The organism is Streptomyces sp. E2N166 (assembly GCF_003671715.1).
GTDB lineage: Bacteria > Actinomycetota > Actinomycetes > Streptomycetales > Streptomycetaceae > Streptomyces > Streptomyces thinghirensis.
This window is the reverse complement of record NZ_RAIF01000012.1, coordinates 738,137-762,962: the sequence shown is the minus strand read 5'-3', so window position 1 is coordinate 762,962 and position 24,826 is coordinate 738,137. Positions and strand designations below refer to the sequence as shown.

The window sequence follows — 24,826 nt, the reverse complement described above, 5'->3', positions numbered from 1 at the left end:
AGATACGACCAATGAACCAACCCACCGAGCAGCAGGATGCCGACACGGCGTCGGTCTCCCCGGTGCCGACCGGCCCCGAGACGCTGCCCGAACGCAGCGTCTCCCAGAGCGCCGTTGTGCTGCGCGCCGACCAAGTGGAGTTCGACGCACGACAGGTGGCCGCCCTGTCGCTGATCAGCCCCGGGCTCGCCCAGGCGCCGCGTGCCCAACTGGCCTTGTTCTTCCACTTCTGCGTGCGGTCCGGCCTCGACCCGTTCGCGCGGCAGATCTACATGATCGGCCGTACCAACTGGAAGGCCGCCGACAACCCCGACGAGCCGGAGAAGACCTGGACCATCCAGACCGGTATCGACGGCTTCCGCACGGTCGCCCACCGCGCGGCCATCAAGGCCGGGGAGTCCATCTCGTACGAGGACACCGTCTACTACGACTCCGAGGGCAACGCCCACGAGGTCTGGCTGTCGAAGGCGTACCCGGCCGCGGTCAAGGTCACCGTCCTGCGCGGCAACGCCAGGTTCCCGTTCATCGCCCGCTGGGACGAGTTCGCCCCGACGTACTACGACCGCAAGCAGGGCGCGTACGTCGTAGCGAAGATGTGGCAGCAGATGCCCGCCCACATGCTCCGCAAGTGCGCCGAGGCCGGCGCGCTGCGCATGGCCGCACCGCAGGACCTGTCCGGCGTGTACGTGGACGAGGAGATGGCGCGGGCCGACGCTGAAGCCGTCGTCCGCGAGGCGGAAGAGGCGACCCGACGCCTGCGCGAGGCCGCCGGGCTCGAAGCGGGCGACGGCAAGGGCGGCGACGCGAAGGAGGAGTCCGCTGAGGACTCCCAGGCCGGGGACCAGGGCGAGAGCACGGACAAGCCCGCGCCGAAGAAGCGGGCGCGTGCCGGGAGGAAGGCCGCTCCGGAGGCCAAGCCGGACACCGCCGCGGAGTCCGACGAGGCCCCGGTTCCGGCGAAGCGCACCCCGCGTAAGGGGACCTCCGCGCCCCGCCGCGCCTCCTGACCCCTGACGACACCGGGTGCCGCCCGCTGTCGGCGGGCGGCACCCATCCTCTTGGAGAACACCGTGACCACTATGGCCATCGCGCCGGAGCGGCCCGTCAGCCTGTGGCCCGCCGCTCATGCGGCGGACGCACGCCGCCCCCGCTCTCAACAGACCAAGCTCGGTGCCAGCGACACCGTGTGCGCCCGCCGGGCCGGGTACCTCCTGCACGGCCGCACCCCGACTGACGTCGGCGAGAAGCGCAAGGCGATCCTCGGGACCTGGCTGCACGCCGGGATACTCGAGGCCGCCCGCGAGGAGTACGGCTGGCTCGTCGAGCGCCGCGTCGAGGACGACACCCTCCGGGGCCACATCGATGCCGTCCAGCTCGACAGCACCACCGCCGCCCGGCTCCCCAAGCGGTTGCGCCCCACGCTCCCGGCCGAGGAGACGACTGTCGAGGACGTGAAGACCAAGAGCACGTACCAGTGGGACAGCGTCCTGCGGTACGGCGCGAGCGAGGCCGAGCTGCGGCAGGTGTACCTGTACGCCGACCTGCTCGGCACGGAAGGCTTCGCCAGCGTCCGGGGCCAGCGGCAGCTCGCCCACCTCGGGCCGGTGCCGGTTGCCCGGATCCGCTTCCGGTTCATCAACCGCGATTCGGGCGACGACCACGCTCAGGAGATCGCCTACGAGGCGGACCGCGCCCGCCGTGCCCGCTGGTGGGTTCAGCAGGTGCGGGCCGCCGCCTCACCGGAGGAGCTGCCGCGTACCTTCCAGGGGCCGGGCATCTCCGCGATCTGCGACCACTGCCCGTTCCGCACCGCGTGCTGGGGGCCGCTCGTCGCCGGGCGCTCACCGCAGAGCCAGCTCATCCACGACGACGAGGGACGCGCGAAGGCGCTGGCCGAGTACGCCGAGGTCTCCGAGCAGATCAAGCCGCTCAAGGACCGGCAGAAGTTCCTGCGCGCCCAGCTCGAAGGCTCCGAACCCGGCGTCTACGGCGACAACGTCCTGAAGTGGAGCGGCGGCAACCCGACCAAGGTCGATGACGTCGAGGCGATGGTCGCGCTGTACCGCCGCGCCGGGCTGGAGGTGCCGATGGTGCCGGATGCGGCGTCGATGAAGGCGACGCTGAAGGAGGTGGGCATCCCCGTGCCCACGCGCCTCGACCACGACCGGCGGACCGCGGTGAGCATCAACGTCACCGCGCGCAAGAAGCCCTGATCGCGCCACCCGGCGGGGGCGGAGCTGGCGTGCTCCGCCCCTGCCCCGGTGCGGCGGGGGCTGGACGGAACACGGAGAGGTGCCGGTGAGCATCCAACTGATGGTGGTGGCGGCCTACCTGCCGAAGGAGGTGATCAACACCACGCAGAAGCTGGTCCTCATGAAGATCGCGGACTCGGCCGATGACCAGACCAGGCTGGCCCGGCCGGGCCTGGAGCGGATGATGGCCTGGGCCGGCGTAGGGGAGAAGCAGGTCATCACGGTGGTGACGCAGCTCGTCGGCCTTGGTCTGGTCGAGCGGGTCACGGTCGGACGTGTCGGCCGTCGCGCCGAGTACCGGGTGTTCCCGCACGGCGTGCCGCCCATCCCGTCGACGGAGGAGCTGATCGAGCGGCGCCGGGCGGCGCAGCGTGCCCCGACCAACCCCCGGCTGGCCCGCAAGACCGCGCGTCGCAAGCCGTCGTCGGCGGCTCGGACCCAGCAGGACGTCGCCGCGCGGGAAGAGGCACGGGCCGCCGCCGAGGCCGCTTTGGAGCCAGGGTTGCCCCAGGGGAACCCTGATGACGCTCCAGGCAGGGTTGCCCCAGGGGAACCCAGTGGGTTGCCGCAGGGAAACCGGGCGGGTTCCCCTGGGGAAACCCCTTCTCTTCCTCCTTCTTCCTCTTCTCTTCCTAACCCCCCTACCCCCACGGCTGACGCCGCAGGGGAGCCGGAGGTGGAGCGCGGAGAGCCGCAGCGGGCGGGCTGCCCGAAGCACGCCGAGCCGGTGAGCAACTGCCGGGGGTGCGGGACGAACCCGCGTGCCGGGAGGGAGCAGGCGCGGCGGGAAGCGGCCGACCGCGAGCACCGCGAGCAGCAGGACTGGCTACGGCAGTTCTTCGCCGAGCAGGAGCGGCGCGTTGCGCAGACGGACCCGCAGGCCCTGGAGATGGCCCGCCAGCGAGTGCGAGAGCTGGCCCGAATGGGGCGCGAGAAGGGCGCCAACTCCCGCCAGAGATAGGAGCGTTCCCGAGATCGGCAACATTGACGCCCTGGTGTACGCCATTAAGATATAAGCATGAGTTCGGAGCTGGCCGAACTCACCGACCTCTTGGAGACCACCTTGACCGACACACTCACCCCGGCCCCCGACGCCTACGTCGTGGTCGCCGAAGTGATCCACGGCTCGCCGGTCGCACCGCGCCTCGGCGACCACCTCTACTGCTCGGCCGAGTGCGCCGAGCACGGCGTCCGCGAGCTCGTCAGCGACCTGAGTAAGGAGGAGGGTGGCAGCGGCTTCGTCCTGCCTCACGAGGGGCGCGCGATCGGCTGCGTCGTCACCGACGGCGGCCGGATGTGGTCGGTGCAGATCCTCGCCCGCAGCGAACTGCCCACCGCCTGACATCCACTTCGCCTGAGATAGGTGACATTTTTTAACGGGGGGCGTGCTTTGTGTGCGCCCGCCGTGCACACCCTCTTGGAGACCAGCACATGACCACCACCATCGCGGCTTTGCCCGACCACAGCCGCACCACCGACCCACTGTGGCAGCGGCTCTTCCACCGCTACAGCCACGTCATTACCCCGCTGCGCTACGAGGGCTGGGTCACCGACGTCGAGACCGCCGGAGGAGGCGAGTTCTTCGTCCGTGCCGACCTGCGGGACGGCACGGAGCTGATCATCGCCTCCGAGCACAGCCTGCCCGCCGATCCCGCCGAGGTGAACGGCTGGACGGCAATCCGCCAGGACGTGGAGAACGCCGACAGGCACACCGTCCTGTACGACTCCACCCCCAACGGCCCGCAGCGCCACCACGGCAACAGCCTTATCCCGCTGCTGGCCCGCATCGACAGCCTCGACGTTCCCCGCCGCGCACCCCGGCTGATCGTCTCGGCCACGCACACCGCGCCGTACGGCGCCAGCCAGAACCAGACCGCCGGAATCGAGGGCGCGGCCACCGCCATCGCCCGCTTCTCGGAGTGGTCCCAGCGACTCACCGACCACGAGGGCTACCGCCGTGTCTGGCAGCGGCCCCAGGCGGACGGCTACCCGCTGGCGCTGTTCGAGTGCGCCGGACACATCACGACCGTCCGCGTCACCCGCAGCGATGACTGACCGGCCGCGCCGCGCACCGCGCCCCACCGGGGGCGCGGACCGGTGATCTGGCTGCTGATCGTGTGCGCCCTCGGACTGCTGGGGTTCACCGCCCTCGGCATCGAGGACAGCCGCCACCACCGCGCGTTACGCGCCTCCGACGAGTCCTGACCACGGTCGCCCGGCCCAGCCGGGCCGGGCGGCCCCGCCTCTTGGAGACCTAAGACCGTGCCCCGATCCATCCACCTGCTCTGTGGAGCGGGCGGAGATGCCACCGGCCTGTTGGAAGCCGGTTTCGAACCCATCCTCGGCATCAACCACTGGCAGACCGCCGTCGACACGTTCGGGCTCAACCACCCGAATGCGGCGGCCCGCTGTGCCGACATCCAGAACTACCCCATGCGCTGGCTCCCGAAGGCCCTGGTGCTGTGGGCCTCGGTCATTTGCACCGAGATCAGTCCCGCCGGCGGGAGGAAGCGCACTGACCCCGTGCAGGACGCGCTGTTCGAGGAAGAGGAGCAGTGGCGCGAACTGCCGCCCGAGGCTTTCGAGATGACCCGGGTGACCGCCTGGTGCGTGCTGCGCGCCATGGAGGCCAAACGATTCCCCTGCGTGGTGGTCGAAAACGTCCCCGAGTTCGTCACCGACTGGATCCTGTTCCCCGAGTGGATCCGCGCGGGGAAGAAGCTCGGCTACCGGGTGCAGATCGTCTCCGTGTCCTCCGCACACATCGGCTCGGAGACCAACCCCTACGCCCCGCAGTGGCGCGACCGGATTTACGTGGTGTTCACCCTCGCCGGGATCCGCCGCCCGGACCTCGCGCCGCGCCCGCTGGCGTACTGCTTCGAGTGCGGGCGGGACGTCAAGGCACGCCAGAGCTGGCGCGACCTGCGGGTGAAGGTCGGCAAGTACCAGCAGCAGTACGACTACCGCTGCCCGAACAGCCGCTGTGGCCACGCGCTGGTGGAGCCGTACGTCCGGCCCGCCTCCGACGTGATCATGTGGGACAACATCGGCCAGCGCATCGGAGACCGCGCCCGCCCGCTGGTGCCGAACACCATGCGCCGCATCGCGGCCGGACTGACGAAGTTCCCCTACGAGCCGTCCGTCGTCACCGTCACACACGGCAAGGACGGCACCGACCGGGCCTTCGCCCCGCACACCCGGCCGCTGCCCACCCGCACGGCCAAGCTCGGTGAAGCCCTGCTGGTGCCGGTCGGCGGCTCGTGGAACGACACGGCCTCGCCCATCGAGGAGCCGATGCGCACCCGCACCACCCGGGAGAGCGAAGCCCTCGTCACGGTGGATCCGTTCATCGTGGAGTTCCGCAACAACTGCGACGCCGCGCCGATCGACGCCCCGCTGAGCACCATTGCCACGGCCCGCCACCACGGCTTGGTCGTGCCCGACGGCAACGTCCGCACCCGGGCCCGTAACACGCTGGTCATCCCGTACCGCAAGGCCGCGCCGAAGACCGCGGGCGAGCCCCTGCACACCCTGTCGACCCGCGACTCGGCGGCCATCGTGCGGACCGCGCCCGCCATCGAGGACTGCTACTTCCGCATGTTGCAGCCCCGCGAGCAGCTATCAGCCCAGCGGTTCCCCGAGACGTACGAGGTTGTCGGCTCTAAGGCCGCCCAGACCCAGCAGGCCGGCAACGCGGTCAGCGTCAACGTCGCCCGGTGGATCGGCGAATGCCTCAAGCCCGTCCTCGCCTGACCCCATCCCCCAAGAAGAAGGGACACCCCTGCCATGACACCGGCAGCACATGACCAGGTGGTCATCCTGGCTCAGCAGCGCGAGGAGCTGTCGCTCGCGCTCCGCCGAGCCGAGCAAGCCCACTGCCTGGCCATCATCGATCACCTCGCGGCCAAGATCCGTGCCCGCTGCCCCGAGGCCGCTTACGTGGCCTTCGACCGCGGCGACGAAGACCGCGCCGTCTCCGTCTACGGCGTGCTCGGCGAGCAGCCGAGCCCGCTGGGAGCGTGCCCCTGGCTGTGGGACGGCACCCAGGCCGGGCATCCGCTCAACGAGATTGACTCGGACATCACCCTGGACGCCGAGTACGCGCTCCTGCCCCCGACTTCACCGGCCTGGGCGCTCGTGCATCGCAACACGGGCATGGACGGCAGTTGGCTTCTGGAGCTGCCCCCGGTCGACCGCGCGGCCCGTGTAGCCGAGCTGATACGCGGGCACCACCCTGCGGCGACGGCGGTCGTCGTGGACGGCCGCGCAGGCGGGGGTCGTGTCGTCGGGGTCATCGAGGAGCAGGCGGACGGCGACGCGCCCGCCCCTGTAGTCCGGCCCCGGCTCAGCAACGCGTGCGACGACGCCCTCACGCGCCTCGTGGCACAGGTCTTTCTCCTCCCGCCGCTGGCCGACCGTCACCTGATGCCGGTACCGCGCGGCTTCGCCCATCCCCATGGCTCCAGCGTCAGCGATCAGGTCCGCCTGATGCCGCTGCCGCCGACCGCCTAGCCCACGGGAGGAGGAGCAGATGAGCGGCAACGGGTGGGTCGCCCAGGCCCCCTGCGCCGGGGACGCCCGCTTCACGTCCGAGGAGACGGTGGCCGAAGCCCTGACGGAGCCGCTGGTCCTCTGCCTCCTCGCGGCCTGCCAAGGCTGCCCGTTCCGGTCGCAGTGCATCGACCTGGTCCTGCCGAGCACGAGCCTGTTCGACGGCGTGTGCGGCGGGCGGCTCTGGCACAACGGGCAGGTCCTCGCGACCTGCGAGGGCGCTCAGCCCGCCGAACTGCGCGAGCGCGGCCGACGCCCGATCACCCACGGCACCGAAGCCGGTGCCCGTGCCCACAACCGGCGCGGGGAGCGCGCTTGCTCCCTGTGCCTGGAGGCCGGACGGCTCGCCCAGCAGGCTCGCCGGGCCCGCAAGCGCGCCTCCGGCTCCTGATCACCACCCCTACAACTCCTGTGGAGACACACCATGTTCACCATCAAGGCCCGCGACCTGGCGGCCATCCTCGACCAGGCCGCCCCGCACCGCTTTCAGGCAGACGAGGACGCCAACGACCTCGACGCCCTAGTCCTCGACTGCACCCCCCGCCACCTCCATGTCGTCGCGTGCAGCGACCGGACGCTCGCCGTCGCCCGCACTCCCGTCGCGGGTGACGTGTGGACGGCCCCCGTCGGCTACGACGACGCCACCGCGCTGCGCGGCTGGCTGGAGTCGTCCGACGCCGTCACCGTCGAGCACGTCACCAGCCGGGGCCACCAGCTGCTTCGCTTCACCGAGGGCCTCGCTCAGCTCACCGTCCCCGCCGCACCCCACGTCGGCCGCCTGCCGTGGCGCGCCCTGCTGCGCCTGGTGCTCGACGCTCGCGACCACCCGCTGGCGCAGGGGCGCCCCGTACAGCTCAGCGCCGACGACCTGTCCCGGTGGCTGAACGCCGGCGGCTACGGCGAGGCGATCGAGTTCCGCTCCCTTGGGCCGGTGGGCACTCTGGTGACCGCCGGACCCGACTTCCTCGGCCTCCAGACCCCGCACGGCTGGGACGGCCCGGTGCCGGGCGAGGGATGGTCCTCGTCGCTGCGCACCCGCCTGTTCCTCTTCGCCGGGCAGTTCCTCGAGGTCGGGGCGCGCTACGCGGACTGGACGGCTACGGAGTGGCTCGTGCCCGCCCGGCCCCGCTCCGGCGAGGAGCCGTGGTTGATCTCGGCCGACTACGCGGCCATCACCCTGCCCATCTCCCAGGTGCTCGCGGTCGGCAAATTCCTCGTCCGCCTGCCCGACTGAGTCGAGATAGGTGACATTCATGAATCATGTTGTGTGCTCCCGTGCTCCGGTGTGCGGCCAGATCGCGGACCCCGGCTACGGACTGAACCCGTGGCCCGCCGCGTGGCGCGCCCGTCCCTCGACTCCTGCGGCCCAGTCGAATCGAAAGGAAACCCCTGTGAACAAGGCCCAGCTCATCCAGGCCGTGGCGAAGACGACCGGCAACCGCGCTCAGGCGGCCGACGCCGTGGAGGCCGCGCTCGACGCGATAGTCCGCGCCGTCACCGCCGGTGAAGTCGTCTCCGTCACCGGCTTCGGCAGCCTAACCCCCGAGGTGCGCCCGGCCCGTACCGCTCGCAACCCGCAGACCGGTGAGCCGGTGGAGGTGGCCGAGCGCCGGGTCGTGAAGTTCCGCCCCGGCGCCCGGTTCAAGGACCTCGTGGCGGGCCGCCGGGCCATGCCCGAGTCCGGCAACTGCATCCAGAAGGACCCCAAGTCCCCCAAGGTCGCCCGCCCGTAACCCGCTGCACACCAGGGGCCGTCCCGGAGCGCGCTGGGACGGCCCCGCCGAAGGAGTTCGAGATGAACGACTGTCCCGTGGGCGTCGAGATCGACGCCACGGCGAAGTGGCTGGAGGAGCGGGGTCTGGTTGGCGCGGCCCGTCTGCTACGGCGCGTCGCGCGCCAGAGGGACGAGGCCGTGCGGCAGCTCGGCCTTCGCCCCTCCGTGCCCGGGCATCAGGCGGGCGGTGACGAGTGCACCGCTCCGCGCGACCTGGACGCCGCCGCCGAAGCGGCGATGCTGCGCACCGACGTGGCGCGTTTCCAGGCCCTGGCCGAGCGTGCCGGCTGGGTGCCCGACCCGGACGCGAAGCGCCTGTGGCGCTGGCGCGATGGCTGGTGGGAACTGAGCTACCGTCGCAGGAATCCGAAGGACGGCTACTACGACACCGGCTGGTATCTGTGGGGGCCGCCCGGCAGTTATGACGGCGAGTGGACGGCCCGCGCCAAGACCGCGGCCATGGCTGAGGCGAACCGGCTTATCACCGACCATCGCGCGGCAACCGGCGAGGGTGATCGGTGACCGCCGAACTTCAAAGCGCCCCGGTGACCCTGCCGAGTGTCCAGGAGAAAGGGGAGTGGCAGCCGCGTGTTGTCGGTCTCGACCTGTCGCTGACCTCGACCGGCATCGCAGGCACGGACTGGGCGCGCGCCTACCGGCCCGGCCGCCGCCGCAGCCACGAGCGGCTGGACTGGCTGGTCGCGGCTGTCGCGCTGAGCGTGAAGGATGGCGCGGACCTGGTGGTCGTCGAGGGCGCCGCGTATGCCCAGGGTGGGCAGGCCGGGCACCACGAGCTGGCCGGGCTGTGGTGGCTGGTCACCCAGTACCTGTGGCGCCACCGCATCCCGTATGCCGTCGTAACCCCGCACGGGCGCACGATCTACGCGACCGGCCGGGCGAACCCGGCCCAGGACTTCCCGCGCAAGGACCGGGCCCGCATCGCGAAGGGCATGGTGCGCTCGGTGGCTGTCGAGCGGTACGGCGTCCCGTGTGAGGGGCCGGGCCGCTACGACCAGGCGGACGCCACGATCCTCGCCGCGATGGGACTCGACTGGCTCGGCTACCCGACCGTGCCCGTGCCCGACTCGCACCGCCGCGCGCTGGAGGCCGTCCGCTGGCCCGACCTCATTCCAGCAGCCGCGAATTAGGGAATTGAATTGCGGAAATTAAATGCGCATTCAGTTGGGTGTATCTTGCTTCTGGGGTATTTGCCATTAAGATATAAGTAGGGAATTCGGGAAACGCCCGAATGGGAAGGGGAATTGGAATGGAAACCCAGAACCACGGATGCGGCTGCGAGTGCAACAGCGGCGGCTTCTGCGGCGGCTGCGGCCACGCCGGATGCGGCGGACGCCGCTAACCATCCCCGAACCCCAGCAGCACCCCGCGCCCCCGGCCCACCGCCGGGGGCGCACCCATACGCGCAAGCGCCTCTTGGAGACCCAATGACCGACTACTCGCCCGGAGTCCAGCAACTCGCCCACGAAATAGGGCTCGACCCCGAACACGTCGCCCACGCCGTCCGCTTCGCCTCACGCACCTTCGCCCACGTGCAGGTGACCACCGGCATGACCCTCGACCAGTTCCGCCGCCTGTTCACCCAGGACCGGCACTCCATCGCCATCGTCGCGAACCTCGCCATGCGCCACGCCGGCCGCCGCGACGACGCCCAACTCCTCATGGACATCTACAAGGCCGCCGTCGGCCGCCTCCCGTACGAGCGGCCCCTCCACACCGGAGTCGGCACCCTGCCCGAATGCCACGGCCACCCGCACGTCCAGGCCGCCGTACGCATCCTGACCGCCGCCGGACTGCCGCCCATCCACACCGACGGCGTCCATGAACTCCGCCCCGGCTTCCAGGTCCTACCCGACGACACCGGCGACCTGCCCGGCTGGGTGTTCATCGCCCCCGACCCCGGCGCCAAGGGCCGTACCGGCTTCGCAGGCGGAGACCTCGGCTACCTCGCCGTCATGCGCTGGGCCGGATGGGGCGTCATCACCGAACGCCTCCCCGGAGGCCTGTACGCCGCCTGCCACCCGGACCACAGGCACAACCCCTTCCCCACCGTCCCGGCCGCCTGACCCCTCCCCGCCCGTGCCCGGCCTGCCCCGCGCGGCCGGGCACGGGCCTCCCAGAAAGGCACCAGCCCATGAAACTCCCCGTTGACGACGACACCCTGGCGGCCTGGTCCGCGCTGCTCGGCCTCACCGACGAGCAGACCGCAGCGACCCTCGCCGACATCGAGCAGACCCTCCGCGTCGGCTACGAGCACCGCCCCGACGAGCTGCGCGACACCAGCTTCGCCCAGCTCATCGGTGACATGGACCCCGACGAGGCAGCCCTGATGTTCCTCATCAGCGGCCTGCGCCAGGCCGGCTTCCCCGAAGCCGCCTACGCCGTCGAGGTCCGCGGCATCTTCGCCACTCTCCGGGATCTCCAGCAGACCGGCTGACCCGGCTCCTCACCTCATCCACACGCCGCCCCGGCCGCGCCCTGCGAACCGGGGCGGCTTCATGCGCGCCCGCAGAAAGGAACCCGCCGTCATGTCCGATGACTTCTTGCCCCGCGCGGCAGCCCCGGCAACCGCCGCGCGACCCGCGCCGTCGTGGGCGAAGAAGCCCCCGGCCAAGTCCAAGACCCGCCCCACCGGCAAGGTCACCGCCCGCCGCTACGCAGCCCCGCGCGACCCGCACGAGCACGCCCGCAAGATCGCGGAGAACGTCCTCGACGCCTGGTACCAGTCCTCCGGCGGCAGCAGCATCGACGTCCCCCTCGGCACCGTTGCCGGGCTCTCGCTGCTCCGCAACGTCCCCGGCCTGGCGGACTGGGTGCTCAACCTCAAGCCCGAAGAACTCCCGCAGCTCCTCAAGGAGATCTACCTCGGCCACTGGACCAAGCGCCCCGACCTGATCAACCGTGCGATACGCCTGCACGACTGGGCCTGGAACCCCGACCCCGACAAGCAGCAGCTCCGCGCCGTCCATGCCGTCACCCGCGCTGCCATCAACACCGGTCTGATGGACCTCACCGGCCACGACGACCCCTGGCGCCGCTCCGAGGCCGACGTCCTCAGCCCTCTGCTCACTGGTCTCCGCCACAAGAGCGACAAGAAGTGGCGCGGCGAGTACCACACGCCGGCGTGCGTCACCGACCTGCTCGCCAACATGACCGTGGACAAGGACTTTGCCCAGCCCGGCATGTCCTTCCGCGAACCCGCCGTTGGCTCCGGCACGATGTTCCGCTCCGTCGCCCAGCGCCTGCGCGATCTCGACCTCAACACCCACGACTTCCACTGGTACGGCAACGACGTCGATTCGCTGTCCGCTGGGTGCGCCGCCGTCAACGCGATCATCTGGGACCTCGGCCCGCGCTGCCTCATCGGCTGCGCCGACTCCCTCGCCCCGGACGACGACTACGCCAAGACCCGCGCCGAAGCCAAAGAAGCCTTCGAGCAGCGCGACCGGTACATGGAGACCGCCTCCACGATCGTCGCCCACCGCCGCGCCCTCGCCCTTCTTGACGAACTCATGCCCAGCAAAGAGAACGCCGCGTGACCGAACCCGATCCCTTCGACCGACCCGGCACCACCCCGGCACCGCGCCGCCGACGCCCGGCCTTCGCCGGACCTCGCGACGAGATCGACCTGCCGCCTCTCGACCAGCTCGCCCCCACCCTCGACCCACCGTGGAGCAAGGAGCACACCGACACCCCCGACCGCACCGCCGCCTACCAGCACCCCGACGGCCACCGCATCGGCCTCCGCGTCCAGCCCCGCGGGCTCGCCATCCAGACCTGGATCACCGCAGGCCCCGACCTGCCGCCGATCCCCGACGGCACCGACATCGAGCAGGCCGAAGCACAAGCCGCCACCGACGCCCGGCTCCAGCCCGGCCGCACCTGGCACGCCGTCCTCGCCACACGCAACAGCAAGGACCTGGCCGACGACCTCGGCGCGCTCGTCCGCGACCACCTGCTTCCAGCACTCGCCCACAAGCCCAAGCACGTCAGCACAACCACCGACGAGCAGAAGGCCGACACCACAACCGAAGGACCCACGACATGACCGAGCCGCTGCGCATCGCCAGTCCCCGCGACTTCCTCGAACTGATGCCGTTCCTCCTCGGCTACACCCCGGAGAACGCCCTCGTGGTGCACGGCATCACCAACGTCGGCCTCGCCGGACCCGTCATGGCGCTGCCGCTCCCCGAAGACCCCACACAATGGCGCCTCATCGCAGAAGCCGTCGCCCCCGAATTCATCCACTCCACCCGAGACCGCGGAATCGACATCCTCGACGTCGTCGTCTGCCTCTACCGCAACCCCCAGCCCGGACAGAGCCCCGAAGCGACCGCACACCTCCTCGGCCACATGGCCGACTGGATGATCGATGCCTTCGTCAACTTCCGCGACGCTCCGGTCAAGCTCGTCCTCGGCATCGTCGGAAACCACTGGTGGGACTACAGCTGCCACTGGCCCGGCTGCTGCGAGGGCGAACCATTGCCCGCCGGCAACCACCCCGAGAGCATCACCGCCCAACTCCGCGCGCTCGGCCGCTCCCCCGGCCGCCCCAGCCGCGAGATCGCCAGCGAGTACCGGCCCAGCTACACCAATGCGGCCCGCTACCGGCAAGCTCTTGATGAGGCCAGTGCAGACTTCCTTCCCAATAGCCGCACCCCGCGCGGCCGACTCATCGCGCGGCAAGGCACCCTCAACATCATCGACGGGACCTTGAAGGACCTGCGCAACGGCACCCCCATCGGCGACGAGCCCGCCGCACGCATCATCCTCGGCCTGCAGGACCGGCGCGCCCGCGACCGCGCCCTGTCCTCGGGACCGGAAGAGGACGTGCCGTACGAACGACAGTTCTGGGCCAACCTGGCCCGCCGCTGCGTCCCGCCCTACACCGAACTCGCCCCCGCCCTCCTCACCCTCTTCGCCTGGGTCGCTTGGCGACAGGACGACCCTGGCGCCGCGCGCCTCGCCCTCCGCGAGGCCATGACCATCGATAACGATTATCTGCTGGCCCACCACCTCCACCAAGGACTCAACCAAGGCGTCCCGGTAGGTCGCTTCCTCGAGGTCTTCCGCACATCGGCCGCCCAGGACCAAGCCGACGACGAAGCCGCGCTCCACGCCCTCTGACCGCCCTCGCGGCCCCGGCCGGTACGCCGCCCGGGGCCGCCCTGCAGGGAAGCGAACCGTGACCCACACGAACGAACCGCGCGGCGCCATCGCGCGGCCCAGGCGCCCCTCCTGAGCGGCTACTGGTTCTGGATCCACCACACAATGCCCGCCACGAGTGCTGAGCCCAGTGCCCAGCATGCGCCACGGACCAGACTGAAGAGCGCGGCACGGCCCAGCTTGCGGGCTACGGGCGTGGTCATGTTCATGTGTTCCTCTCCTCGGTGTCCGCCGACCGGTGGGGCCGGACAGGGATGACCGTGCCGCGTGTGGGTGGTGGATGTCCCAAAGGGCGGGCAGGGCGGGCGAAGTGCCTCTACGCTCCTGGTCATTGCCGTGCCCGCTGTGCCCTGAGGCGGGCAGACGGGCGGCGGCGGGCACTCTGGGAGGGCGGAGTAGGTGGGGGAGTCGTCCAAGGCTCGTGAGCTGTACGACGCGCTGCGGGCCCTGGAGGCCAAAGCCAAAGCCGCCCGCCGTCAGGCAGGGCGGGAGCATTCGCGTCGTGCTGTCGCCCGTGCGGTCGGCGGCCGTGATTCGAAGGTCGACCGGCGCCTGGCGGAGTGGCTGAACCCCGACTGGAACAGATCGAAGACTCCGGATCCGAGCAGCAGTGAGCAACTGATCGCCGTGGTCCAGCAGTGGAGCACCTGGGCGAATGTGCCGTGTGACACGCGTTGGTGGCGCACCCTGTTGGATGACGCCCAGCCACTCCGTTCGCCTCTCGCGCCTGCGAAGCCGTCATCGCGGGGAGACGAGAGCCACGCCGCTTGGATCGAGCAGTATGTCCTTCCCGTGCAGCTGCTGGACAGGGATGCCGAGCTACGGGAACTGAGCGCGTTCTGTACCGCAGAGGATTCCCCTCATACATCCGCGTACGGGTGGTGGCAGGCGCCTGCTTGGGCGGGCAAATCAGCCCTGGTCTCCGACTTCGTTCTCCGGCACCGGCCGGACGGCGTGGAGATCGTGTCCTGCTTCGTCACCGATCGCTTGGGCCGCAACGACCGGCAGGGATTCCTCCAGACGGTGATGCGGCAACTGGCGGCGGTCGCCCAGCGGGACGTTGGAACCGTGGGAAGCCGGCCCGAGGACTTCATCGACCTCTGCCGAGCCGCAGCGGAGGGGTGCCAGGGCCGGGGGCGGCGCCTGGTGCTGATCGTGGACGGCCTCGACGAAGACCAGGGACCCGCCACCGACGGGCTGAGCATCGCCGCCCTGCTGCCGAAGGTCCCGCCAGGCGGCATGCGGGTGCTGGTCACCGGCCGGCCCAGCCCGCCCGTTCCGGACGACGTTCCCCCTGACCATCCCCTGCGCGCCCGACACATCGTCCGCACGCTTGATCCCTGGTCTCACGCCCCTGGCATCAGCGCCTTCGCCCGGCATGAGCTGCATCGGCTCCTGGACGACGAGGAGGTCGGAGTCCCCCTCCTCGGCTTGCTGGTCGCGGCCCGCGGCAGCCTCACGGCCGCCGACCTGGCCCATCTTGTCGGCGTGCGCCCCTACCGGGTGGACAGGCTCCTGCGGGGGATCACCGGCCGCAGTTTCATCCCCGGCAGCCACGGCCAGGTCCTCGTGTCCGAGTCTCCGACCGCCTCGCACGCCCATGCGCTGGGCCACGAGGAGCTTCGTCGGGAGGCCCTGACCGCCTTGGGCGACGTGACCGGGTTCGAGAGGCAGCTGCACGAGTGGGCGGATGGCTATCGCGCCCGGGACTGGCCGTCCGATACTCCGTCCTACCTGCTCTACGACTACCCGCGCATGCTGTACAGCCTCGGCGACATCCAGCGGCTGACCGAGATCGCCCTCGACCCGCATCGTCAACGTGCCCTGTTGGAGCGCGCCTCACTGGATACGGCGTTCTCCCACATCGAGCTCACCGCCCAGACGGTCCGACGCCATCGTCCCGACGACTTGGTGGCGTTGACGGCGCTGGCGGCCTCCTCGGCCATGCTCGCCGAGCGGGCCAGGGCCCTGCCAGCAGGTGTCCCGGTGGCGTTCGCCAGGCTGGGACACGCTCGGCGCGCCATGGATCTTGCGCTCGTTGCACCCTTTCCGGCAGAAAAGGCTGTTCGGCTGGCGAAGCTGGCCCATGTCCTGGTCGGAATCGACGACCGGCACGCCGTTGAGGCGGCGTCGGAGGCCGCACGATGGGCTGAGCGGGCCCGCCGGGAAAGTGCTCCGCCAAGCGGAGATGAGCAGGAGGCGGAGGAGGCCACCGGGGAGGCCGCCGTAGCACTGATGGCCGTCGGCGAGCTGCGACAGGGACGCGAACTGCTTGGCAAGCTCGGGGCGTCGGCAGCAGCCGGCGACGAAGCCGGAGCCACTGTGGTGGCCCGGGCCGCCCTCGCAGCCCAGTCTCACGACCCCGCTTTGGCTCAGGAGTTGCTGGGGCAGGCCGAGCGGTATGCCGAGGAGCTGGCCGACGGCTCTCCGGCCGATCCGAGCGCGCCCGTGTCGGCATGGGCCGCCGTCGCCGCGGCCGCCGAAGGCGAACAAGCCGACCGGATGTACGAACGGATCAGCCAGTACACCCAAGCGTTCCCCGCACGTCTCACCGCCTGCGCCGTCGACGCTTCCGCAGCCTCGGCCCTGGCCACCGCCCGCCCGCAACAGGCGAACACCCTGGCTGACCGGGCTGCACAACGCCTGGAGGCTGCGCTGGGAGACCCCGATGGCCTGTCGGCCGACGACGGATCCGATCTGACCATGCTCCTCAGCCCCATGCTGACCGCCGTCGTACGGGCCCTGGTGGACACAGGCTCGGTGGACCGCGCGCACGGTCTCGTTGCTTGCGTGCCCGAGGAGAGGCACATCGGGCTGATGGGTATGGACACGCTCGCCGGGGCCCGGGCCACGCTCGCCGATGGCCTCGACGACCCCGGCGAGGAACCATCGGCACAGACGCTGGCTCAGCAGGCATACCGACTCGCGGAGCGTAACGAGCCCGACGAGGCGAGTCGGCTGCTGTCCCAGGCGCTGGAAGCACTCGGATCTCCCCAAGGCCGAGGCACTCGGCGCAACCAGCCACGGGAGACCTGGCTCATCTCATTGTGCGCCGCACTTTCGGCCATCGGCCGGCAGCGTGACGGCGCGCAGTTGGCACGGAGTCTCCGGAACCCTGTCGAGCAAGTGCAGGCGCTCGCTGCGGCAGCCGCCACAGCCTCACCGGCCGGGCATCCTGAGGATGCTCGACGACTGGCGTGCGAGGCCGCCGACCATACCCGGACGCTGGAAGGCGCCGACAACTTCTCCTTCTTCGACGGCGCTCCGGGCCGGGAGGTGGCCGACGCAAAGGGCGCCGCTGCTCAGGCCCTGGCCTACGTCGGCGAACGTGACCGTGCCCTGGCCCTCGCCGAGGAGACCGGCCCGGCGGATCACGACAGAAGGCAGCGCGCGCTGGTGGCCGTCGCGGCCGGGCTGCGGTCCTACGACCCGGCCACCGCTGTGGACCTCATCGACCGTCAACGAGAACGTCTTCTGACCGCAGACTCATCACCGCGTGGTTGGAGCGGACGTATGGCCGAGCTCGGTGAGCTCTTCGCCGCCATCGCCGATGCTGACGCCAACTGCGCTGGCCGCCTTCACCAAGCCGCCGAACACGTGGCGCTAAAGCTCAAGGAATCCGAAACCTGGCTGGATACGGAGGACCTCCTCACGGTGCTCCTCCTGCATGCCCGGGAAGAACGCGACATCGCCCGCAACACGCTGACGTCGTGGGAGGAGAAGTCGACCGGCAACGCCCCGTGGGGGCTGCCGACCGGGGCCATCGCCATCGCCCACGCGGCACTCGGCAACCTCGATGCCGCACGCCATCGCGCAAGCCGACACAACGTCCCCTACGACCGTGCCGAGGCATTCGCGGCCGTGGCCGGCTATCTCACCCGGACGCCGTCAGGCATCCGCGCCGTCTCGGCATCCACCAGCACAGCCTTCACCGACACGTTTCGAACACTCGCCATTGCCCAGATCCCGCCCGACATGACGGAAACGGCGCAGGAGGCCCGGCAGTTCACGGCAAGCGCGCTCGCCGGCGACGGCTGGTACCACGCCTTGCCCGTACTGGCCCGCATCGCCCCAGCCGCTGTAGAACGCGTGAGGGACATAGTCTTCGCTCACCGCCGCCTTCCGCAGCAGAGCGGCTGACCGCGTGTGCCGCTTCGTGAAGGTCCCTTGAAACCGGAACCCCACGCTCTCCCTGGACCTGACGGTCACTCCCGTGCGTGCCGATGGCCTCACGTCGGCATGATTTCGAGTCCGAACTGGTGCAACAATCCTTCTGCGAGCTCGGTGGCACCGGCGGTGAGGGCTTGATCGTCGGCGAAGGGCGCCAGGTCGCTGTGGGCGGGCTGCACGGCGGAGGGCTGCCGTGCCCATTCGGCTACCTCGGGGCGACTGTGGCCGAGGACGACTGGAGTGAAGCGGAAGAGTCCAGTGCGCTGCGTCCCGAGAACGGCCCGAAGCTCGATGGGAGCGTCCATGCGCAGCGCCAGTCGGTGCTCGTGGACGAGTGCGACCGTCTCGAAGACAGCACTGGTGAGTACCGGCGTGGCCACTGGCAGTACGACTTCCGACTGCGGCGCCGGCAGGGCGTTGTGGGAGAGATCGACGGCAGTGACGACCGTACCGTCGTGATGGAGCTCCACCAGCACGCCGCGTCGGCGCGTAGCGCGGGACGGGACGAGCATGTTGGTGTCGACCCAGCGGCGCAGGCCCCTGCGTGGATTGTTGTCGAGGAGATCATGGAAGAGCTGGGGGACCCGTAGCCGGGGCATCGGTACGGCGTCAGCGAGCAGGGCCTCCGCGCGCTTCCCGCTCTGGTACATGACATGCTGCGCCTCCGAGCGGGACAGCGGTGGCACCATCCTGGGGATGGGACGCGTGGGCCGTGCGGCGACGACCAGCCATGCCGCAGGGGCTTCCGACTCTCCCAGGACGAGGTCCGTGACGTGCTGAACGTGCTGGTCCAGAGCGGCTTCGGCAGCCGCCTGGCGGGCGAAGCGTTCCCGGTACGCAAGCGCGATCTGGTGCTCGGCCATGTAGTCGGTGTCGTCACGGTGCCGGAAGGGGGCGTTGAAGGTGGTCTTGTCCTTGTCCTTCTGCTGCCATCCGTAGAGGAAGTGCGGCGCCATCTCACTGGCCGGGACGTCGACGACAAGGATGTCCTTGCCGGTACCGTCGGTAGCCGGGAGCTTGACGTAGCTCACTCCGCTCACTGCGGGCTGCAGATGGACGCGCAGCCACTGGCCCAGCTGCTTGTCGTTGACCTCGTCCAGGTCGATGCCGACCATCGCGATGTCGTCGCTGACGCCGTAGACGAGCAGACCGCCGCGGGTGTTGGCCATAGCGGCGACGTCTTTGGCGAACTCGTTCCACTCGCCCTTAACTGGCGAGGTGGCTGGCAGGGCCTCCTTCCAGTCCAGGTCGTCGCTCTCGCCGAGCTTCCGCTGAACGGCCTCGGCGACCATCTCGTATGTCACCGGTCCCGGCGGGTGGCCGAGGAATTCGTGCAGCCGGGTCCACGATCGTGCCATCCGGGCAGCCTAGTTCCCGAACGGGCGAGCACACTTGGCGTTTTGACAACGGATGGATCGGGCTACAGGGAGCTCTGCCGCCTGGCGCATGAGCTTCGTTACCTGGTTCGGCACCTGTACGCATTGGGGAAGCAGCCATGCGCCGGTACGACTTCAGCGCAAGCAGCTGCGCGAGCCGGTGCTCGTTGAAGTCTCGGCCTCCTCCGCTCAGGCGCGTTCCTCCTATGACGACGTGAAGAACACACGCAGCTCACGCGCGGGGATCAGTCGCTTGAACCGCGGATACGCGGTCCGCTCGACCGAAGTCATCCCCACCCCACCGTGCGCCCCTCCGGTCCATACGGACTCCAACCATTGAGGTATGGCTTGAGGTCTTCAGGCTCGAACGCCAGCCCAGACGGCATAGTCGGTAGTTGTGTCAGCGGGTCCAGCGTCTCTACGTACTCGCGTGCCCACCGCAACCAGACACGAGCCGATTCGACGTCGGTCTCTGTTCCCGCCGGTACGTCGAGCCGGCGTTCCAGGGCGTCGCAATACTGGCGGAGCGCGTGCGCTTCCTGCCACTGCTTTGCTTGCTCACGGAGGATCGTTCCCAACCGAGCCTGAGCAGCCTTTTCTTTGGCAGCGTCCATGGCCGCTTCCCAGCGGATGCGGCGCTCTTCTTTCGCGCGCTTCTCATCCAACTCCCTCTGCCGCTCCTCGATCGCCCGGGTCTCCAGCTCCTGAAGCACGATCCCCAGGACGTCTTCGAGTTTCGACCGCTTGCGGTCGCCCCAGTGGTGCTGCCTATGGGATCGGCTGTAACCGACGTCCAGGGCGAGCTGCTGAGAGCGATCTGGGTCAGCAGATTGGGGAAATTCCTGCTTGATCGTGACGCTACAGGTGAAGCCATCGATGACGATGTCCAGCACCCCTTCCCGGCAGCTCGCGGGGAAGTACCGGCCGTTGTAGTAGTGCGCTGAACGATTGTCACGCTCGAGGGCGGGATGCTCCCGGACCTTGTACCCCCGGCGCTCAGCCTCTGCGGCCAGTCCCTGGAGCAGCAACAGAGCTCGGCGTCGCAGGGAGGGTGGCATGAGAAGCCGGCGCTCACTATCTCGCAACCCCACCACGACGCGGTGAGGTGAGCGCAGCTGCGCAGGTACTGGAACTCGCGGGTTGTCCACCGAGGACCTGCGCCCAGAGTTGGCGTGCGGGCCATCCACCAGCGAAATCTGCAGGTCCCGACCCGCATTCCAAAGTCGCTGCTTCTCGATGCGCTTCCCTGCCGGAGCAAGTCCGTGCCGCTTGGCGAAGTCGACGACACGCCGCCACTCTGTAATCTCAGCTTCGTCCGGCTCCGAGATGACAACATGGCGCTCTGCGACCAATCGCTCGACGAGCCTGGTTGCCTGCGCCCGGCGCGCTACAGGGATGGGCCTTTCGCTGTAGGGCGTTGGCGGCTTCTTCTGCGCGGTCGTGCCCTTGCGCCGGCGCGGTGTAGTTGTCGTCTCGGAATCACGGCCTGTGCCCGTTGCCACGGTCACCGACGTCTTTGACGCTTCACCCGGAGCACCGCCAAGTGTCGGATGCTCCGGATGATGACCGCGCTCCAAGTAGAACTGACCAGCCTCGGTGACCTGCGTCTGCCAACCGCCACCCTGACGGCTGACCGTCACCAGACCTCGATCGCGCAGCGCATAGGTTGACCGCCGCATGCCCGGGTCCTGGGCGCTGGGATCCTTTCCATCGGCGATGTCTCTGAGGAGCGCGAGTTGTCGGTCGTTCAACGCTGTCCAGCGGTGCATGCGACAAGTTCACCGGCAAATGAGGTGGCTCACAATAGTGGCCGTCGCCATGCTCTCGACCACAGGTGCCCGGGCGCAGCCAGCTAACTGGTCGCCACGCCCGCATCACCGAGGACTCAGCCTCAACGCCCGGGCAGACCGCTTCCTCGTCGCCTCCGCATCGCGGCAGGCGACGACGAAGCCGCGCACCCTCGCGGTCGCGTGCCTCACGGGCTGTTCGTCCGGAGCGGAGAAGCCAGCGCGCCGCACACTTCGACTGCGTACGCGAGACGTACCGGCTCGGGCGCAGCGAGGGCCTGGCATTGCAGCTGCAAAAGATCGCCAACGGTGCAGCGCCCGACTACTCCAGCGGGAGCGAGATCGAGCGCGCCGACCGGCGGGATCAGCTCGGCGAGCACGAGCAGAGCGCAAGCGACCGGACAGCTTCCTCGGCACCTGCTCCTCGATTCCGCCCGCAGGCATGCCCGGCTACGACGAGGCCACGGCTGAGGCGGCCGGGAAGAAGCCGTGATTCGTGGTGTGAACCGACGGGGTGATCTGCCTCGGGCACGGTGGCGGTCGCACCACTGGAGCGACCGCCACCGGCTAGCTACCGCCGCTGCTCGAACATGACCAGGAACGGGGAGACAAATCCCGATGCTTCGACCGGGCTGGTGTTCCCGAAGATGATCAGCAGCACGCCGGCCACCAGGGCGAGCCCGTAGATTCGGGCCGCAGTGGCGTCGTGACCGTTGCTGACTTCAGGCACGGCGTTGTTTTCGCACATAATGGAGTAGCTCCTGTTCTTTGCTGGACAAGGGCACGGTTACTCACAGCGACTAGGACCCCTGTGGTAACCAGACGGCGGCTGGGGCGGCGGCGCATTGCCTTGCGCGTACTGCCTCAGCCGTTAGTCATGGGTCGACGTGAATCCTCCTTCAGGGTTCGGCCATACGACCTCGATACACAGGGACGCACAGAGGTCGAGCAGGTCCGCCCTCGGGGCTGCGGGCACGAGCAGCACGAGGGTGGGAGTCGGGTCGAAGAAGCGGCGGTAATCCATGAGGGCGCCGATCGCCGTCCGGACTGCTTGCCGGGCGGCGCTGTGTTTCACCTCGATCAGCCTGTTCTCGGTGACGTCCAGAAGATCGACACGAGCAACCGAGGTTTCGCCCTTCACGCGCACCTGTGCGGTGACGACCTCGCGCCCAAGACCGTTCAGGTGGCTGGCGTACTCCGCAGTCAAGCGTTTGACGATGCCTCCGGCGGTTTCCTGGGGCTGTCGGCGCACGCTGGCCAGCCTGAAGTCCGCCGCCCTGGTGACGCGTGTTTCGGTCAGCGGAGTGACCGGCAGGCGCGGTCCGTCGGGGACAGTGGCTCCGACCGGCCGCAGTCGGAAGACGATCACGGTCCGCATGTAGCCGTCGGCATCTGGGGCGTCCGCGACGTAGTACGGCTGTTCAGAGTCGACCTCGAAGCGCCCTAGATGGCGATAGAGCCGACCTGGTTCGTCTGAGTGCTTCCGGAGCTGGTGGAACAAGTGCACCGCGCGCCCCTGCTCCTTGTGGCGCAGCAGCGCGAGGTTTCCTCGCGTCATCTCCTGGTCGCCGTGCATGCCAGCGCCTGAAAAATGGAAAACTCCGTCGTCCCCCCACCCTGTGAAGTCGTCCGGGCTAGGTCGCTCGGTGACGAAGACCATCACCATCTGAGACCGCGTCGACGGTGAGATGCCGCCTTGGGGGGTACCACCGAAGCGCGAGTGCAGATCACGCCGCGTTACTACCTCGCCCAACTTCAGCTCGTCCATGGTCACCGCCCTACCTCCATGCCATGAAGGCTACCGGAGTCACCGTGAAGGGAGAGGGTGACTTCTCCGCATCATGTGGGAGGAGGGTGTTGTTTGACCTGCACTTAAGCACAAAAATACGCACGAAAGGTCACGGAATCTTCTCGCCCGGTGTTATCACTCCGTTATGAGCGGTCTGGGGTGGAGTATCGGACACGGGGGGGCGCCTGCGGCGCGGGGCCGACTGCCTGGAGGGGCGCCTTGGGCCTACGGCGAGCTGATCCCCGACCTCTGGAGCTGGCTGGACTACAAGCCGGTCATGGCCGACCCGCGCCGACCGGGCCGCGACGCCTGGGCGGAGTTGACCTCCTCCTGGGTGCCCGACGAGGACCTGCGGCGCCTCGTCGCCTCGCCGCCTACCGTCTGCTGGCCGCGTACGACTCCAATCAGGCCGGCCACGTCGCAGCGATAACCGGCGATGACGAAGCCGGAACCGGGCGGCGCGATCTCGGCGATGCGTCGAAGCTGGTCGACACCGCGCTCGGCTATCTCCTCGGCTCCGAGCAGACGATCACGATCGCGGGCGCCGAGCACGCTGACGACGAACCCACAGACGAGGCCGCGATGGCAGGTAGTGAAGGGCGTAGGTGCCGCAGCCCCGTCGGTCGGGACCGGCGTCAGGATGCTGATCGATACCGGGTACCCGATCGATGACGCCAGCAGGAGATCGCTCGGATTCAGGCCCGAGCCTTCGATGCCGCCGCCCAGCTCGCTGACGCCACCGGTAATGACGCCGTAGTGGGTGAGTCCTTGGCCTTCCGGAAGCGCCTACCGAGATTCCGCATCTTCAAAGCACTGAGCACTGAGCCTTCCGCCAAACTGAGGCGATGGATCAGGCAATGGTGGCAGGGCTCTGGGTCATAGGAGGCACCAGGCCTCTGCCTGTACACCTGTCCTCGGCGGGGTTCCCCAGTGGCCGTCGCGGATGGCTCACGGTGCACCCGTAGTGGACAGGCAGTGGACGGAAGGATCCTGAAGGACCAGCAAGGCCACGCGCAGGTCCGAAGGTTGCATGCGCTGACCTGCTGAAATGGGTAGATCAGGGCAGGATCCGGCCGCAAGCGGAAGATCCGAAAAGGACTCATCCATGGTTGGCGATGAGGCGTCGAGCTACCGTCACACCTGGGTCGCGACCGTGATGACGCGGATTCCGGGCGGGGCTGCTCTGGTTAGGGCGGCCGACTCACAGGGGGTGGTGAACAGCACCAAGCCGAGCTGTTCGACCAGCTTCATGTCGAGCCGGGTGGGATCGGGGCGGATCAGGCCGTACCAGCCCCGGGTTGAGTTGGGTACGGCCGAGCCAACCGTGACCAGAATTCCGCATCCGAAGTGATACGCCGTCGCTGTCAGATGAACGAATGCTGGCTTGCCGGTCTCGGCGCGGGCCTGCGCCAGCGCGGCGTCCTGCAATCGCTGCCGCGCGGTTGGAGCGAGCGTCTGCTGCCACTGGTTGACGAAGGGGGCGTTGGCCTCGGGGAATCGGCGGACAGCGTAATCAATCTGTTCGTTGCGCCAACGCTCCCGGCCGACACGCTCGTCTTCGGCGTATACCTCTGCCTCTGCGATCGCCTCCGACGTCGCCCACAACCATCGCCAAGCGCCCATGGCTTCCAGCACCACCGGCACTGTGGGGGCATGGGGCAGCAGGGCAGCGTGGAGGATACGGTCGACTACCTCTCCCAAAGGGGCCTCGTGTCCGCCTTCCCAGTGTCCGTGCCGACCAGCCGGGCACGTACGGTGGCCGTGGCTGCAGGCGCATTCCTCGGTGACGAACCGTGCTGTGCCAGCCTCCACGGCGTAGTCACCGATGCCAGCGGGCCTCACTAGCAGCGACGGAGCGGCTCCGAGCCAAGTGCTGGGTCGGTCAGACACCCAGCACACTTCTATGCTGTCGGTGGCATAGCGGGCGGTGCGCTCCTCTATGT

The 24,826-nt window shown here is 69.3% G+C and carries 24 protein-coding genes; 18 read left to right on the top strand and 6 right to left on the bottom strand.

Annotated features, from left to right (window positions below):
* The first annotated feature begins 11 nt into the window (after positions 1 to 11).
* The 18 genes from bet (at position 12) to EBH09_RS11130 (ending at position 17,901) form a co-directional block, all read left to right on the top strand.
* The gene (gene bet / locus EBH09_RS11215; RefSeq protein ID WP_121746845.1) at positions 12 to 1,007 is read left to right on the top strand and encodes a phage recombination protein Bet; all 996 of its coding nucleotides are present in this window, start codon (positions 12 to 14) and stop codon (positions 1,005 to 1,007) included.
* Positions 1,008 to 1,079: 72 nt separating this feature from the next.
* A complete protein-coding gene (locus EBH09_RS11210; RefSeq protein WP_121746844.1) occupies positions 1,080 to 2,213 on the top strand; it encodes a PD-(D/E)XK nuclease family protein in 1,134 nt (377 codons plus the stop codon).
* An 85-nt stretch (positions 2,214 to 2,298) separates the two neighbouring features.
* A complete protein-coding gene (locus EBH09_RS11205; RefSeq protein WP_121746843.1) occupies positions 2,299 to 3,213 on the top strand; it encodes a helix-turn-helix domain-containing protein in 915 nt (304 codons plus the stop codon).
* 57 nt (positions 3,214 to 3,270) lie between these two features.
* Positions 3,271 to 3,594, top strand: coding sequence for a hypothetical protein (locus EBH09_RS11200; protein WP_121746842.1), 324 nt, complete (start codon positions 3,271 to 3,273; stop codon positions 3,592 to 3,594).
* An 89-nt stretch (positions 3,595 to 3,683) separates the two neighbouring features.
* Positions 3,684 to 4,307 (top strand): hypothetical protein, encoded by a 624-nt coding sequence (locus tag EBH09_RS11195; RefSeq protein WP_121746841.1) that lies wholly within the window; start codon positions 3,684 to 3,686, stop codon positions 4,305 to 4,307.
* 207 nt (positions 4,308 to 4,514) lie between these two features.
* On the top strand, positions 4,515 to 6,005 hold the full coding sequence (locus EBH09_RS11190; protein ID WP_121746840.1) for a DNA cytosine methyltransferase: 1,491 nt from the start codon (positions 4,515 to 4,517) through the stop codon (positions 6,003 to 6,005).
* A 33-nt stretch (positions 6,006 to 6,038) separates the two neighbouring features.
* Positions 6,039 to 6,764: a hypothetical protein gene (locus EBH09_RS11185; protein ID WP_153182627.1), complete on the top strand. Its 726-nt coding sequence runs from the start codon at positions 6,039 to 6,041 to the stop codon at positions 6,762 to 6,764.
* Positions 6,765 to 6,783: 19 nt separating this feature from the next.
* Complete coding sequence (locus tag EBH09_RS11180; protein WP_121746838.1) at positions 6,784 to 7,194, top strand: hypothetical protein; 411 nt, start codon at positions 6,784 to 6,786, stop codon at positions 7,192 to 7,194.
* 33 nt (positions 7,195 to 7,227) lie between these two features.
* Entirely contained in the window at positions 7,228 to 8,037 is an 810-nt protein-coding gene (locus tag EBH09_RS11175; protein WP_121746837.1) for a hypothetical protein, read from the top strand.
* A gap of 157 nt (positions 8,038 to 8,194) precedes the next feature.
* On the top strand, positions 8,195 to 8,536 hold the full coding sequence (locus tag EBH09_RS11170) for an HU family DNA-binding protein (protein ID WP_121746836.1): 342 nt from the start codon (positions 8,195 to 8,197) through the stop codon (positions 8,534 to 8,536).
* Positions 8,537 to 8,613: 77 nt separating this feature from the next.
* The gene (locus EBH09_RS11165) at positions 8,614 to 9,099 is read left to right on the top strand and encodes a hypothetical protein (RefSeq protein WP_193776237.1); all 486 of its coding nucleotides are present in this window, start codon (positions 8,614 to 8,616) and stop codon (positions 9,097 to 9,099) included.
* 23 nt (positions 9,100 to 9,122) lie between these two features.
* Positions 9,123 to 9,725, top strand: coding sequence for a hypothetical protein (locus EBH09_RS11160; protein ID WP_238697268.1), 603 nt, complete (start codon positions 9,123 to 9,125; stop codon positions 9,723 to 9,725).
* A 297-nt stretch (positions 9,726 to 10,022) separates the two neighbouring features.
* Positions 10,023 to 10,661: a hypothetical protein gene (locus tag EBH09_RS11155; RefSeq protein WP_121746834.1), complete on the top strand. Its 639-nt coding sequence runs from the start codon at positions 10,023 to 10,025 to the stop codon at positions 10,659 to 10,661.
* 68 nt (positions 10,662 to 10,729) lie between these two features.
* Positions 10,730 to 11,032, top strand: a complete 303-nt coding sequence (locus tag EBH09_RS11150; RefSeq protein WP_121746833.1) for a hypothetical protein — start codon at positions 10,730 to 10,732, stop codon at positions 11,030 to 11,032.
* Between the two features lie 91 nt (positions 11,033 to 11,123).
* Entirely contained in the window at positions 11,124 to 12,134 is a 1,011-nt protein-coding gene (locus EBH09_RS11145; protein ID WP_193776236.1) for an N-6 DNA methylase, read from the top strand.
* Positions 12,131 to 12,643, top strand: a complete 513-nt coding sequence (locus EBH09_RS11140; protein WP_121746831.1) for a hypothetical protein — start codon at positions 12,131 to 12,133, stop codon at positions 12,641 to 12,643. Before EBH09_RS11145 ends, EBH09_RS11140 begins: the two co-directional genes overlap by 4 nt.
* Complete coding sequence (locus EBH09_RS11135; RefSeq protein WP_121746830.1) at positions 12,640 to 13,722, top strand: DUF4192 domain-containing protein; 1,083 nt, start codon at positions 12,640 to 12,642, stop codon at positions 13,720 to 13,722. Before EBH09_RS11140 ends, EBH09_RS11135 begins: the two co-directional genes overlap by 4 nt.
* A 438-nt stretch (positions 13,723 to 14,160) precedes the next feature.
* Entirely contained in the window at positions 14,161 to 17,901 is a 3,741-nt protein-coding gene (locus tag EBH09_RS11130; RefSeq protein ID WP_121746829.1) for a hypothetical protein, read from the top strand.
* 89 nt (positions 17,902 to 17,990) lie between these two features.
* Here the strand turns inward: EBH09_RS11130 and EBH09_RS11125 are convergent, their stop codons facing one another.
* The 6 genes from EBH09_RS11125 to EBH09_RS38815 form a co-directional block, all read right to left on the bottom strand.
* Entirely contained in the window at positions 17,991 to 19,289 is a 1,299-nt protein-coding gene (locus tag EBH09_RS11125) for an ATP-binding protein (RefSeq protein WP_121746828.1), read from the bottom strand.
* A gap of 305 nt (positions 19,290 to 19,594) precedes the next feature.
* On the bottom strand, positions 19,595 to 21,076 hold the full coding sequence (locus tag EBH09_RS11120; RefSeq protein WP_121746827.1) for a hypothetical protein: 1,482 nt from the start codon (positions 21,074 to 21,076) through the stop codon (positions 19,595 to 19,597).
* Between the two features lie 589 nt (positions 21,077 to 21,665).
* The gene (locus EBH09_RS37785; RefSeq protein ID WP_193776318.1) at positions 21,666 to 21,824 is read right to left on the bottom strand and encodes a hypothetical protein; all 159 of its coding nucleotides are present in this window, start codon (positions 21,822 to 21,824) and stop codon (positions 21,666 to 21,668) included.
* 141 nt (positions 21,825 to 21,965) lie between these two features.
* A complete protein-coding gene (locus EBH09_RS11115; RefSeq protein WP_121746826.1) occupies positions 21,966 to 22,868 on the bottom strand; it encodes a restriction endonuclease in 903 nt (300 codons plus the stop codon).
* Between the two features lie 279 nt (positions 22,869 to 23,147).
* A complete protein-coding gene (locus EBH09_RS11110; protein ID WP_121746825.1) occupies positions 23,148 to 23,435 on the bottom strand; it encodes a hypothetical protein in 288 nt (95 codons plus the stop codon).
* Positions 23,436 to 24,017: 582 nt separating this feature from the next.
* Positions 24,018 to 24,518, bottom strand: coding sequence for a hypothetical protein (locus EBH09_RS38815; RefSeq protein ID WP_238697267.1), 501 nt, complete (start codon positions 24,516 to 24,518; stop codon positions 24,018 to 24,020).
* Positions 24,519 to 24,826: the final 308 nt, after the last annotated feature.